The sequence below is a fragment of the Streptomyces himalayensis subsp. himalayensis genome (genome assembly GCF_013778455.1).
GTDB lineage: Bacteria > Actinomycetota > Actinomycetes > Streptomycetales > Streptomycetaceae > Streptomyces > Streptomyces himalayensis.
Genome location: NZ_JACEHE010000001.1, coordinates 234,221 through 247,329, shown reverse-complemented (window position 1 = coordinate 247,329; position 13,109 = coordinate 234,221). Strand labels below are relative to the sequence as shown.

Sequence of the window (13,109 nt, the reverse complement as noted above, 5' to 3'; positions counted from 1 at the left end):
TTCCTCGGTCCGCCTTCCTGTGCGGGGAGGGCGGAGGTTCAATCCGAATTCTGGACTAGACCACAATCGGATGTCCATGCGTTGGGGAATGTCAGTTGCTGTTGTTTTCCCGAACATGCGGCGCAGGCCGCTCCGACACTCCCACAGACTTCACGGATGCGGGAGCCGGCCGGTTCACGCGGACCTGTTTCAGCGGGTCTCGGTCACCTTCGCCAGGGCGCGCGGCGCGTCCGGGTCCTGACCGCGGGCGATCGTCACCTCGTAGGCGAGCAGCTGGAGGGGGATGATCTCCAGGATCGGCTGGACCTCCTCGGCGACGCCCTCGGTCGGCAGGACGAACCCCGCCGACGCCTGCTCGACCTGGGCCTTCGGGCCGATCACGACGAGGTCGGCGCCGCGTCCGCGCAGCCGGTCGAGGACGGGCTGGAGGGCCTCGCCGCCCTTGCCGTCGGTCACCACCGCGATGACCGGGGAGATGTTGTCGACCATGGCGAGGGGGCCGTGGAGGAGGTCGGCTCCGGAGTACGACAGGGCCGGGATGTAGCTCGTCTCCATCAGCTTGAGCGCGGCTTCCTTCGCCGTCGGATAGCCGTAGCCGCGGGATGTGATCACCATGCGCTCGGCGAAACGGTAGCGGGAGGCGAGCGCCTTGACCTCGTCGTGGCGCGCCAGCAGCTTGTCGGCGAGGTCGGGCAGCGGCTTGGCCGCCGAGCCGTCGCCGCCGTGCAGGCCTTCCACGAAGAGGTAGAGGGCGAGGAGGGAGGCCGTGTAGGTCTTGGTCGCGGGGAGCGCCTTCTCCGGGCCGGCCATGATGTCGATGTGGTACTCGGAGACGGCCGCCAGCGGCGAGTCCGGGTTGTTGGTGACCGCGAGTGTGATGGCACCGGCATCGCGGGCGGCCTTCGTGGAGGCCACGAGGTCCGGGGAGCCGCCGGACTGGCTGACGGTGATGACCAGGACATCGGTCAGGTCCGGGCGTGCGCCGTACGCGGTCGTCGTGGACATGGAGGTCAGGCCGCAGGGGATGCCGAGCCGGATCTCCAGCAGGTACTTGGCGTACAGCGCGGCGTTGTCCGAGGTGCCGCGGGCGGTGAGCAGGACGAAGCGGGGCTTCTTCGCTGCGACCTGTTCGGCGACCGCGCGGATCTTCGGGGCGCCGGACTCGAGGATGCGGCGCAGCACGGCGGGCTGCTCGGCCATCTCGCGGGACATGATCCGGCCCGGCTGCTCGCTCTGCGGGCCGGGGGTGGTGGCGGTCATGCGGGGCCTCCGGTCGGTGGTGCGTGGCCTTTGTCCATGGATTGGTCTATACCACTCCATGGTACCAGGGGTGGGCGGGGGGCGCCCGCGCTGGCCTGCCGCCCTGCCCAGCCGGGGCCCCAGCGGGGGCAGCGTCCGTCAGCCTGGCTGCGCCCGCCGGCAGCTGTGCACAGGCGGTACGCGACGCACCGTACGTCGTGGGTTGTGCCCACCCGTTCCGCCCCAGCGGAACGACTGCCCACAACGGGACCATCCGCCCCGGCACAGCGGAACCGGCCACCGGCTGCAGATGCGTACGCTCACACTCCCGCGATGACCTCCGCCGCCGCCCGCCCGCACACCCGGGCCGCTCCATGCGTGGCGATGTGGAGGGCGCCCCGCGGTGGGGACTGGGGGACGCCCATTTCGACCACGATGGTGTCGGGGCGGGCGGCCAGCAGGGTGTCGAGGGTGGACGACATCCACGGATGCCGGTGCTCGTCGCGGACGACGGCGACGATGCGGCGGTCGCCCGCGGCGCTGAGTACCCCTTCGGCGGCGCCCGGAGCGGACCAGTTGCCCGTCTCCGTACCGGGCACGAGCCGTGCCAGTTCGGCGGCCAGGCCCCACGGCGTCTCGTCACCGACCGCGATGTTCGCGGCGGGGGTGAGCGCGGCGACATAGGGGGCCGAGGTGACCGGGGTGTACGCGCCGGACCGGGTCAGTGTGAGCGCGCGGCGGGCCGCGATCAGCCCGATGTCCCCGGCGGCGCGGGAGCCCGCCTCCGTCCACCGCGCCAGCTCGCGCACACGCGCGGCCGCGTCGGCGAGGCGTTCCTCTGGCAGCTCCCCCGCACGTACCGCATCGACGAGTGCGTCGCGCAGCCGCAGCACTGTGTCGTCGTCCGCGAGGCCGCCGCCCACGCAGATGGCGTCGGCGCCGGCGGCGATGGCGAGGACGCTGCCGCGCTCGATGCCGTAGGCCGCGGCGATGGCCTGCATCTCGATGCCGTCGGTGACGATGAGCCCGTCGTAGCCGAGCTCCTCGCGCAGCAGGCCGGTGAGGATGCGGCGGGAGAGGGTCGCGGGACACTCGGGATCCAGGGCCGGTACGAGGATGTGGGCGCTCATCACCGCGCGCGTGCCCGCAGCGATCGCGGCCCGGAACGGGGCGAGTTCGCGGGCGTGCAGGGTTTCGAGGTCGGCGTCGATGCGGGGCACCGCGTGGTGCGAGTCGACCGCGGTGTCGCCGTGCCCCGGGAAGTGCTTGGTGCAGGCGGCGACCCCGGCGGACTGCAGCCCCTCGACGTACGCGGCGGTGTGCCGGGCCGTGAGGGCCGCGTCGGCGCCGAAGGAACGTACGCCGATGACGGGGTTGGCGGGGTTGGAGTTGATGTCGGCGGACGGCGCCCAGTTGAGGTTGACGCCGCAGGCGGCGAGGCGGCGGCCGAGCTCGGCGGCCACGTCACGGGTCAGATGGACGTCGTCCACCGCGCCGAGGGCGTGGTTGCCGGGGAACGAGGAGCCGGTGCGCACCTCGAGCCGGGTGACGTCGCCGCCCTCCTCGTCTATGGCGACGAGGAGGTCGTCCCGCTCGGCGCGCAGCTGGGCGGTGAGCGCGGCGAGCTGCTCGGGCGAGGCGATGTTGCGGCCGAACAGGCCGACCGAGGCCAGGCCTTCGCCGAGCCTGCGCAGCAGCCAGTCGGGGGCGCTGGTGCCGGTGAAGCCGGGCTGGAGGACGGTGAGCGCGTCGCGGGTCAAGGTGTCCGTGCCGCGGGCGAGTGTCGTCATGGCGGAGTTATCCCTTTACTGCGCCGGAGGTCAGGCCCGCGGCCATCTTCTTCTGGACGATCATGAAGAAGACGACGACCGGGATGGCGATGAGCGTGGAGGCGGCCATCAGCGCGCCGTAGTCGGTGCCGCGCGAGGTGGTGAAGTTCATCAGCCACACGTTCAGCGTGTACTTGTCGTTGTCCTGGAGCACGACGTACGCCAGCAGGTACTCGTTCCACGCGTTGATGAGCGCGAAGATCGAGGCGGCCGCGAGACCGGGGGCGAGCAGCGGGAAGATCACGCGCCAGAAGGCGCCCATCCGGCTGCAGCCGTCCACCATCGCGGACTCCTCCAGCTCCTTGGGGATGTTGATCACGAAGCCGCGGATCATCCAGGTCGCGAAGGGCAGCGTGGAGACCAGGTAGACGACGATGACGCCCCAGTACTCGTTGAGTCCTCCGAGCTCGTTGAGCTGGAGGTAGAGGGGGATGAGGAGCGCGGTGGGCGGCAGCAGCTGCACCGCCAGCAGCACGATCATGAAGGCCTTGCGGCCCACGAACCGGAAGCGGCCGATAGCGAAGGCGGCGATCGTCGACATGACCATCGCGCCGACCACCGCGGTGACACAGATGATCAGACTCGACTGGATCGCCGTGCCGAAGTTCGGCATGTCGATCGCTCGTCGGAAGTTGTCGAACGTGATCGAGCTGGGCCAGAGCGTCTGGTCGTAGCTGCGGATCTCGTGGTTCGGCCGCAGAGCGCTGATCACCAGCCAGTAGACCGGGAAGGCCATCACCACGAAGGCGACGAGGCCGACGAGGTTGTAGACGTGCCGGCTCCGCTTCCTGCGGTCGGGGCGGTATGTGGTGTTCCGGCTCGGGCGGGTGGGGGCGGTGGCGCTCACTCGACCTCTCCGATCTTGAGGAGCTGGCGCAGGTAGTACACGGCCACGCCGGACAGCAGCAGGACCGTGATGAGTCCGATGGCAGCGCCCTGGCTCAAGGAGTTGGACTCGAACGCCTTCTCATAGGAGTAGAGGCCGAGCAGGTTGTACTCCGGCTCCGGCTTGTTGGCGCGCATCAGGAAGATCTGGCCGAAGCAGTTGAAGTCCCAGATCACCGAGAGCGTGGTGACCATCTGGAAGACGGGCTTGATGACCGGCCAGGTGACGAAGCGGAAGACGCCGGCGGCACCGGCCCCGTCGAGGGCCGCCGCCTCCTCCAGTTCCTTGGGGACCTGGGTGAGCGCGGCGTACAGCGTGATGGCGACGAACGGGATCGCTCCCCAGACGACGACCGCGCCGATCATCAGGAAGCCCTGCTTGGGGTCGAGCCACCAGTTGTGGCCGCGGAAGTCGAGGCCCAGGTACTTGGTCAGCACCATGTTGACCACGCCGTAGTCGGAGTCCGCGAACCAGCGGAAGATCGAGGTGGCCACGAGCAGCGGCAGGGACCAGGCCGCGACGAGGGCGCCGGTGAGGGCGAGCCGTACCCAGTTCGTCATGCGCTGCATGGCCTGGGCGAGGAAGAGCCCGATCCCCATGGTGGCCACGACGCAGGCCACCATGAACAGCAGGGTGCGCCAGACGACGTCCCAGAACTCGCCGTCCCCGAGGATGTTGGTGAACTGCTCGAAGCCCACCCAGGGTGCGGGGTCCCCGGTCCACAGTTCGCGTCGGCCGACGTCCTGGAAGGACATGATCACGGTCTTGATCAGTGGCCAGACGAACACGGCGGCGATCGCGACGAAGGCGGGGGCTATCAGCAGATAGGGAAGGAAGGCTCCGGCCTTTCGCTTCCTTCGTGTACCGGCGCCTACCGGGCTCGGCGTCGCGGCGTCGGGGCCGGGCGCCCCGGCCGCGGGCCGTTCCTCGGGCTGCCGAAGGCCGGGAACCGGGGGCTCGGCTGCTTTCATGTCGGCGGCACTCACTGTGCTGGCCTTCCGTTCGAACCGATAACCGGGGTGCCGGGGGCGGCGGGATCCGTGGTGGATCCGCCGCCCCCGACAGGGCGATCAGGAGGTCACGAGGCCGGGGAGGAGGCCTCGCCCAGAGGTCAGGAGGCCTCGTTGATCAGCTCGTCGATCTCCGCGTCCGCTGCCTTGGTGGCGTCCTCGACCGACGTGCCCTTGAGGATGTCGAGCAGCATCAGCTCGAGCGTCTCCTTCTTCTCGACCGCGGCCCAGCCCGGCGCGATGGGCGTGAACCAGGCGTCCGGCACGGCGTTGGCGATCGGCGCCGTCTCCGGCTTGGACTTCAGCGGCTCCAGCTGCTTGGTGTTGTTCGGCAGGATGTTCTTGGCCGCGAGGGCCTCCTCCGACTTCTCGTTGGTGAAGAGGGAGATCCATTCCTCCGCAAGGTCCTGGTTCTCGGACTTGGAGATGGTGGCCAGGTCGGAGCCGCCGATGAAGGACGGAAGCGCCTTGCCGTTCGGGCCGGGCATGCCCGCGGTGGCGATCTTGTCCTTCAGCTTGGGATTGCCGTTCGCGTTGCCGTCGATGACGCTGCCGGCCTCCCAGCCGTTGCCGTAGAGCAGCGCCGCCTTCTCGTTGGCCATGACGTTGGCGTGGTCCTGCTCGTCCTTCGTCTGGTCACCGTTGTTGTACTTCTTGACCAGGTCGATGAAGTGCTGGATGCCCTGCTGGGCCTCCGGCGAGGAGAGTGTGGCCTTCCACTTCTTGGCGGACTCGTCGTACTCGGCGATCTTGCCGCCGTACGCGGCGACGTACGACATCGCGGCGTACCAGTAACGGCCCGGCAGGTAGAGGGAGGAGAACGCCTTGTCCTTCTTGCCGTACTTCGACTGGACCTTGTCGAGCGCCTCGGTCAGGTCGGTCTCGGTCTCGGGGAGGGTGTCCTTGCCGGTCGCGGCCTTGAACATGTCCTTGTTGTAGATGGCCACGCGCGCACCGGCGTAGTACGGCACGCAGTAGAGCTTGCCCTCGTAGGAACAGGTGTCCTTGAGGCCGCCGATCCAGGTGTCGGAGTTCTCGTACTTCTCGGGGTCGATCTCGCCGAGAGCGCCGTTGAGGATGTACGTCATGGTCTCGGTGTTGCCGAGCTCGACCACGTCCGGGAACTTGTCGCCGGCCAGGGCCGCGTCGAGCTTCTTGGTCTTGTCCGCCCACTGCTGGTACTGGACGTTGACCTTGACGCCCGGGTACGTCTTGTTGAACGCGCTGTTGGCCTGCTTGACCAGCTCGGGCCAGGTGCTCTGGGCGTCCGTCATGAGCCAGACGGTCAGCTCGCCCTTGCGGTCCTTCGGGTCCTCAGCGGTGTCACTGCCGGAACCGCCACAGGCCGCGACTGAGGCCATCATCGTCGCTGCGCCAATCGCAGCTATCAGCTTGCGCTTCACGCCACCCTCCTCAGGGCTGCAAGAGTCTCCCCCCATCACCGCCCGGGACTGCGCCGTACAAGAAAGGGCCGTACGAGAAAGGTGCGCAGGAACGACTGCCCGTGGGGCTGGGACTGGTCTTTAATGGTGTAGACCAGTAGGTGGAGCTTGGCCTAGACCTTTTAGAGGTGTCAAGGGTGTATAAGGAGGGCTCTCGGCTCCGTTATCGGACCGACACCCGAGGGAGCGCGGCTGCTGCGGGCCAGGCCGTGCCACGATTGAGCCGCAACAGACGGAGGCGCCGGTGACGGCGACAAAAGCAGCACAGGAGCCGGGAAGGCGGACGATGGGCAGCCAGGCGGGCGGTACGGGGACCGAGGTGGGCACGTCCGCGTCGGCGGTGACGGCGAACGCGGGCAGGACCGCGCGCGTGCCGAAGTACTACCGCCTCAAGAAGCACTTGCTCGACATGACCGAGACGATGCCGCCCGGCACTCCGGTACCGCCCGAGCGCACCCTCGCCACCGAGTTCGACACCTCGCGCACGACCGTCCGCCAGGCTCTTCAGGAGCTGGTCGTCGAGGGACGGCTCGAACGTATCCAGGGCAAGGGCACGTTCGTCGCCAAGCCGAAGGTCTCACAGGCCCTCCAACTCACCTCGTACACCGAGGACATGCGGGCCCAGGGCCTCGAACCCACCTCGCAGCTCCTCGACATCGGCTACATCACCGCCGATGACACCCTCGCCGGGCTGCTCGGCATAAGCCCGGGCGGGCGGGTGCTGCGCATCGAGCGGCTGCGGCTGGCGAGCGGCGAGCCGATGGCGATCGAGACGACCCATCTGTCCGCCAAGCGCTTTCCTGCCCTCCGGCGGAGCCTCGTCAAGTACACCTCGCTCTACACGGCGCTCGCCGAGGTGTACGACGTGCGTCTCGCGGAGGCCGAGGAGACCATCGAGACCTCGCTGGCGACCCCGCGCGAGGCCGGCCTGCTCGGCACCGACGTGGGGCTGCCGATGCTGATGCTGTCGCGCCACTCCCTGGACGGCGAGGGGAAGCCGGTGGAGTGGGTGCGGTCGGTGTACCGGGGGGACCGGTACAAGTTCGTGGCGCGACTCAAGCGGCCTGCGGACTAGGACTGCGCAGGCCGCCGCGTCGGCTGGGGGTCCGGGGCCCGCGGCGAAGCCGCTGATATCGCAGCCCCCGGGACAACACAGCGTGGCGCGACTCAAGCGGCCCGTCGAGTAAAGGGGCGCGCCCGTGGAGTAAGCAGTACGTCTCAGGCCCGCGGAGTAAGCGAGCACGTCCCGCGGTGTAGCGCAGCTCACATTCCTGCTCTACGGTCCTCCCCGTTGTGTCGTATGGACGGGAGGACGACCCGGTGCGTACCGCAGCCCCTTCAACGAGTCCCCGCACAAGCCCGCGAACCATCATCATCTGGACGCTCGTGGCGCTGGTGGGCGCCTCGGGCTGGACCGTGCTCGCGCTCTCCCGGGGCGAGGAGGTGTCGGCCGCCTGGATGGTGGCCGCGGCCCTCGGCTCGTACGCCATCGCGTACCGCTTCTACTCGAAGTTCATCGCGAACCGCGTGCTGAAGGTCGACAAGACCCGCGCCACGCCCGCGGAGCGGCTGGACAACGGCATCGACTTCCATCCGACCGACCGCCGTGTGCTGCTCGGCCACCACTTCGCGGCGATCGCCGGCGCCGGACCGCTCGTCGGTCCCGTACTGGCCGCGCAGATGGGCTATCTGCCCGGCACGATCTGGATCATCGTCGGGGTGATCTTCGCGGGTGCCGTGCAGGACATGGTGGTGCTGTTCTTCTCGACGCGGCGGGACGGGCGCTCGCTCGGGCAGATGGCGCGCGAGGAGATCGGGCCGTTCGGCGGCGCGGCGGCGCTCCTCGCCGCCTTCGCCATCATGATCATCTTGCTCGGGGTACTGGCGCTGGTCGTCGTCAACGCCCTCGCCCAGTCCCCGTGGGGCACCTTCTCCATCGCGATGACGATTCCGATCGCGCTTCTGATGGGCTTCTATCTGCGACTGATCCGGCCGGGGCGGGTCACCGAGGTCTCCCTGATCGGTGTGGCGCTGCTGCTGTTCGCGATCGTCGCCGGCCGCTGGGTCGCCGAGTCCTCGCTCGCCGACACCTTCACGCTCGAGCCGTCGACGCTGGTGATCTGGATGGTGGCGTACGGCTTCGTCGCCTCGGTCCTGCCCGTGTGGATGCTGCTCGCACCCCGCGACTACCTCTCCACCTTCATGAAGATCGGCACGATCGGGCTGCTCGCGCTGGGTGTCGTCATCGCGCTGCCGACGCTCAAGATGGACGCGGTCACGGACTTCGCGTCGCGCGGCGACGGGCCGGTGTTCGCGGGCTCCCTGTTCCCGTTCGTCTTCATCACCATCGCATGCGGGGCGCTGTCCGGTTTCCACGCCCTCATCTCGTCCGGTACGACGCCGAAGATGATCCAGAAGGAGACGCAGGTCCGGATGATCGGCTACGGCTCCATGCTGATGGAGTCGTCCGTTGCGGTCATGGCGCTGATCGCGGCCAGCATCATCGACCCGGGCCTGTACTTCGCAATGAACGCGCCGGCGGGCGTCATCGGGGACAGCGTGCAGTCCGCGTCGCAGGCAGTCGCGAACTTCGGCTACTCCATCTCCCCGAAGGAGCTGGCGGACGCCGCGAAGAACGTCGAGGAGGCGACGCTGCTGTCGCGGACCGGCGGAGCGCCCACGCTCGCCGTCGGTGTCTCCGAGATCTTCTCGCAGGTCACCGGGGGCGGCCTGCGGGCGTTCTGGTACCACTTCGCGATCATGTTCGAGGCGCTGTTCATCCTGACCGCGCTGGACGCGGGCACGCGCGTGGGCCGGTTCATGCTTCAGGACATGCTGGGCAACGTCTACAAGCCGTTCCGGAACGTCAGTTGGAAGCCGGGACTCGTGCTGACAAGTGCCGCCGTGGTCGGGCTGTGGGGCTACTTCCTCTGGGTCGGCGTGCACGAGCCGCTCGGCGGGATCAACCAGCTGTTCCCGATCTTCGGCATCGCCAACCAGCTGCTCGCGGCCGTGGCACTCGCCGTCTGCACGACCCTGCTGGTCAAGTCCGGACGCCTCAAGTGGGCGTGGATCACCGGTATTCCGCTCGCCTGGGACGCGACGGTCACGCTGACCGCGAGCTGGCAGAAGGTGTTCTCCAGCGACCCGCGCGTGGGCTTCTTCCAGCAGCGCGCGAACTACCAGGACGGCATCGACGCGGGCAAGGTCCTGCCGCCCGCCAAGAACATGGACGACATGCACACCATCGTCACCAACTCGACGGTGGACGGCGTCCTGTCGGCGGTCCTGGCCGTCCTCATCGTCGTCGTGATCGTGGACGCGGCACGGATCTGCGTCAGGCACCTGCGCAACCCGGAGGCGAGCCGGCTGAGCGAGACGCCGTACGTCGAATCGAAGCTGGTCGCCCCGGCCGGGCTGATCCCGACCCAGGAGGAGAAGGCCGAGCTGGCCGCCGCGAGCCGCGACGGGGAGGTGACACAGGCATCGTGACCGTACTGCTGAGAGGGCTGCGCTGGGTGCGGTGGTACGTGCGCGAGCTGACCGGTGAGTCCGCGTACGAGCGGTATGTCGCCCACGTCAGAAGGGACCATCCCACCGCATCCGTGCCGTCCCGGCGGGATTTCGAGCGGATGCTAACGAACCGGCAGGAGTCGGACCCCCGGCACGGGTTCCGCTGCTGCTGACTGCTCGGGAGCCCGGCTCCCTGCTCCGGAGGGCACCTCCGAACACTGGCGTCCGCTATCCGGACAGGGGTTCCATAACGCGGAACCGTCCCATAGATTTCCCCCGCATTGACAAGTGATCAGCGATCGTCGGGGTCAGCGAGGGGACGGGAGCCGCCGTATGCCACAAGAACCTGAAGAGAGAGGACCGGTCGTCACACCGGTGAGGGTGGTGATAGCCCTCTGCCTGTTCGCGCCGTTCGTCGCGATGCTCTGGGTGGGCTCCTACGCCAAGATCGAGCCGACCCTCATCGGCGTCCCGTTCTTCTACTGGTACCAGATGGCCTGGGTCGTCATCTCCACCGTGCTGACCATGGTCGCGTACCGGCTGTGGCAGAAGGACCAGGCCGGCCGTAAGGCCTCCCGCGAGGGGGGTGCGTCCCAGTGAACGACGGCGTGAACGGCGTGGCACTCGCCGTCTTCATCCTCTTCTTCGTGGCCGTCACGGTCATGGGCTTCCTGGCCTCGCGCTGGCGCAGGGCCGCGAACGAGAACAGCCTCGACGAGTGGGGCCTCGGCGGCCGGTCGTTCGGCACCTGGGTCACCTGGTTCCTGCTCGGCGGCGACCTCTACACGGCGTACACCTTCGTGGCGGTCCCGGCGGCGATCTACGCGGCGGGCGCGGCCGGCTTCTTCGCCGTGCCGTACACGATCCTCATCTACCCGCTGATGTTCGTGTTCCTGCCGCGTCTGTGGTCGGTTTCGCACAAGCACGGGTACGTCACCACCTCGGACTTCGTCCGCGGACGCTTCGGCTCCAAGGGCCTGTCGCTGGCCGTCGCGGTCACCGGCATCCTCGCCACGATGCCGTACATCGCGCTCCAGCTGGTCGGCATCCAGGCGGTTCTCGACGTGATGGGCGTGGGCGGCGGTGAGAACACGCACTGGTTCATCAAGGACCTGCCGCTGCTGATCGCCTTCGGTGTGCTGGCCGCGTACACCTACTCGTCCGGTCTGCGGGCGCCGGCGCTGATCGCCTTCGTGAAGGACGCGCTGATCTACATCGTCATCGCGGTCGCGATCATCTACATCCCGATCAAGCTGGGCGGCTTCGACGACATCTTCGCCAAGGCGGGCGACGCCTTCGCGCAGATCAACCCGGCGACCGAGAAGCCGCGCGGCGCGTTGGCCCCGGCCGATCCCTCGCAGTGGACCTACGCCACGCTGGCGCTGGGCTCGGCGCTCGCCCTGTTCATGTACCCGCACTCGGTGACGGCCGTGCTGTCCAGCCGCAGCCGTGACGTCATCCGCCGCAACTCCACGATCCTGCCGCTGTACTCGCTGATGCTAGGTCTGCTGGGTCTGCTGGGCTTCATGGCGATCGCGGCCGGAATCAAGGTGCAGAACGGTCAGCTGGCGATCCCGCAGCTCTTCGAGGACATGTTCCCCGACTGGTTCACGGGCGTGGCCTTCGCCGCCATCGGCATCGGCGCGCTCGTCCCGGCCGCGATCATGTCGATCGCCGCGGCCAACCTCTTCACGCGGAACATCTACAAGGACTTCCTGAAGCCCGACGCCACGCCCGAACAGGAGACCAAGGTCTCCAAGATGGTGTCGCTGCTGGTCAAGGTGGGCGCGCTGGTCTTCGTCCTCGGCATGGACAAGACGGTCGCGATCAACTTCCAGCTCCTCGGCGGCATCTGGATCCTGCAGACCTTCCCTGCCCTGGTGTTCGGCCTGTTCACGCGCTGGTTCCACCGCTGGGCTCTGCTCGCGGGCTGGGCGGTCGGCATGGTGTACGGGACGGTGGCCGCGTACGGCGTGGCGTCCCCGACCCAGAAGCACTTCGGCGGTTCGTCCGCGGAGATCCCCGGCATCGGCGAGATCGGCTACATCGGCTTGACGGCCTTCGTGCTGAACCTGGTGGTGACGGTGGTCCTCACCTTCGTGCTGCGCGCGGTGAAGGCGCCGGACGGGGTCGACGAAACGTCTCCGGAGGACTACACGGTGGACGCGGGCGACAAGGGTGTCCAGGTCGAGCTGCCGCCGGCGACGGCGGGGGCCGCGCACTGAGCCCTTGCGCATGACTCGCACGTGATGCGGGCCGCCGCTCCCTAGCCGGGGAGTGGCGGCCCGTCGCCGTGGGTCAGCGCACCCAGTCCTTGAGCTGTTCGGTCTCCAGGACGATGTTGTCCAGCGGCGCAGGCAGAGCGACGGTCTTGCCGAACGGCACCGTGTGGGCGTTCTCGTACCGGACGCCGTCCGGCTCGCTGAAGACCGTGACCTCGCAACTGTCCCGGTCGATCAGGAGGTAGACGGGGATGCGGGTCTGGGCGTAGGCGCGCGGCTTCTCCACCCGGTCACGCTGGTCGGTGTCCGCGTCGTACGAGGTGACCTCGACGGCCATCAGCACGGGCGAGGGATCGGCCCACTCGCCCTGGCCGACGAAGGCGTCACTGGGCGCGAGCGAGGCGTCCGGGCGAGCGCGGCCAAGCCGGTACTCCTGCACCTTCAGCCCCTGCTCGGGATGGAGCCACAAGTCAGGCCGGTGCTGGATGCAGATGCGCGACAGCCACTGAATGATCCGTCCGTGGTCCCCGTCGGGCACAGCCCTGCTCCTGACCCTGCCGTCGATGAGTTCGATGCGCATCCGCTGGGACTTGGCGGCGAGTATGCGCGTGCCCTCGTCGAATTCATCGGGGTGGATGTGGAACTTGTCAGTGATCTCAAGGTGTTCGGCCGACAGTGTCATGGGGACCTCCTTCCTGACGTCCTTCGACGATAGCGGAGCGCACCGACAGCCGCTGCCTGTTCACGCGCGACTCACTACATGTGGGGGTACACCCGATGGTCCACCCCCACATGTATGCTCATGCTCGCTGTCGCCGCAGGGGAATCCGGTGCAAGTCCGGAACTGTCCCGCAACGGTGTACTGGTGCGCGTTCGTGTACCCGTAAGTCCGAGGACCTGCCGACGGCGCGCCCGGTCCGTCCGTTCCGGGTGCCGACGACGTCCGGGCCTCGCGGAGTGGGCCGGTG

11 protein-coding genes and 1 riboswitch are annotated in these 13,109 nt (G+C 68.4%); of the genes, 5 read left to right on the top strand and 6 right to left on the bottom strand.

Features of this window, described 5'->3' with window-relative positions; translation table 11 throughout:
* Positions 1–189: 189 nt before the first annotated feature.
* The 5 genes from H1D24_RS01120 to H1D24_RS01100 all read right to left on the bottom strand — a co-directional run bounded on the left by H1D24_RS01120 (position 190) and on the right by H1D24_RS01100 (position 6,367).
* Positions 190–1,260 (bottom strand): SIS domain-containing protein, encoded by a 1,071-nt coding sequence (locus tag H1D24_RS01120; protein ID WP_181655416.1) that lies wholly within the window; start codon positions 1,258–1,260, stop codon positions 190–192.
* A 299-nt stretch (positions 1,261–1,559) separates the two neighbouring features.
* Positions 1,560–3,029: a glycoside hydrolase family 3 protein gene (locus H1D24_RS01115; protein WP_181655415.1), complete on the bottom strand. Its 1,470-nt coding sequence runs from the start codon at positions 3,027–3,029 to the stop codon at positions 1,560–1,562.
* A 7-nt stretch (positions 3,030–3,036) separates the two neighbouring features.
* On the bottom strand, positions 3,037–3,915 hold the full coding sequence (locus H1D24_RS01110; RefSeq protein ID WP_181655414.1) for a carbohydrate ABC transporter permease: 879 nt from the start codon (positions 3,913–3,915) through the stop codon (positions 3,037–3,039).
* Positions 3,912–4,940, bottom strand: a complete 1,029-nt coding sequence (locus H1D24_RS01105) for a carbohydrate ABC transporter permease (RefSeq protein ID WP_181655413.1) — start codon at positions 4,938–4,940, stop codon at positions 3,912–3,914. The genes H1D24_RS01110 and H1D24_RS01105 overlap by 4 nt, the downstream gene beginning before the upstream one ends.
* A gap of 125 nt (positions 4,941–5,065) precedes the next feature.
* Positions 5,066–6,367 (bottom strand): sugar ABC transporter substrate-binding protein, encoded by a 1,302-nt coding sequence (locus tag H1D24_RS01100; RefSeq protein ID WP_181655412.1) that lies wholly within the window; start codon positions 6,365–6,367, stop codon positions 5,066–5,068.
* Positions 6,368–6,692: 325 nt separating this feature from the next.
* Between H1D24_RS01100 and H1D24_RS01095 the strand changes: the two genes are divergently transcribed.
* The 5 genes from H1D24_RS01095 (at position 6,693) to mctP (ending at position 12,144) form a co-directional block, all read left to right on the top strand.
* Entirely contained in the window at positions 6,693–7,481 is a 789-nt protein-coding gene (locus H1D24_RS01095) for a GntR family transcriptional regulator (protein ID WP_181655411.1), read from the top strand.
* 245 nt (positions 7,482–7,726) lie between these two features.
* Entirely contained in the window at positions 7,727–9,898 is a 2,172-nt protein-coding gene (locus H1D24_RS01090) for a carbon starvation CstA family protein (RefSeq protein WP_181655410.1), read from the top strand.
* Positions 9,895–10,092, top strand: coding sequence for a YbdD/YjiX family protein (locus tag H1D24_RS01085; protein ID WP_181655409.1), 198 nt, complete (start codon positions 9,895–9,897; stop codon positions 10,090–10,092). Before H1D24_RS01090 ends, H1D24_RS01085 begins: the two co-directional genes overlap by 4 nt.
* 160 nt (positions 10,093–10,252) lie before the next feature.
* Positions 10,253–10,519 carry a DUF3311 domain-containing protein gene (locus tag H1D24_RS01080; protein ID WP_181655408.1) on the top strand — a complete coding sequence of 89 codons (267 nt, stop codon included), beginning with the start codon at positions 10,253–10,255 and terminating at the stop codon, positions 10,517–10,519.
* On the top strand, positions 10,516–12,144 hold the full coding sequence (gene mctP, locus H1D24_RS01075) for a monocarboxylate uptake permease MctP (RefSeq protein ID WP_181655407.1): 1,629 nt from the start codon (positions 10,516–10,518) through the stop codon (positions 12,142–12,144). Before H1D24_RS01080 ends, mctP begins: the two co-directional genes overlap by 4 nt.
* Before the next feature lie 73 nt (positions 12,145–12,217).
* On the opposite strand, the gene H1D24_RS01070 is transcribed toward mctP, so the two are convergent.
* Entirely contained in the window at positions 12,218–12,823 is a 606-nt protein-coding gene (locus tag H1D24_RS01070; RefSeq protein WP_181655406.1) for a Uma2 family endonuclease, read from the bottom strand.
* A 114-nt stretch (positions 12,824–12,937) separates the two neighbouring features.
* Positions 12,938–13,060, top strand: a riboswitch (cobalamin riboswitch).
* Positions 13,061–13,109 lie beyond the last annotated feature (49 nt).

Bases quoted from the DNA above. Each gene is read 5' to 3' on its own strand.
- H1D24_RS01115 (WP_181655415.1), bottom strand. From the start codon at position 3,029: ATGACGACACTCGCCCGCGGCACGGACACCTTGACCCGCGACGCGCTC.
- H1D24_RS01120 (WP_181655416.1), bottom strand. From the start codon at position 1,260: ATGACCGCCACCACCCCCGGCCCGCAGAGCGAGCAGCCGGGCCGGATC.
- H1D24_RS01070 (WP_181655406.1), bottom strand. From the start codon at position 12,823: ATGACACTGTCGGCCGAACACCTTGAGATCACTGACAAGTTCCACATC.
- H1D24_RS01080 (WP_181655408.1), top strand. From the start codon at position 10,253: ATGCCACAAGAACCTGAAGAGAGAGGACCGGTCGTCACACCGGTGAGG.
- H1D24_RS01095 (WP_181655411.1), top strand. From the start codon at position 6,693: ATGGGCAGCCAGGCGGGCGGTACGGGGACCGAGGTGGGCACGTCCGCG.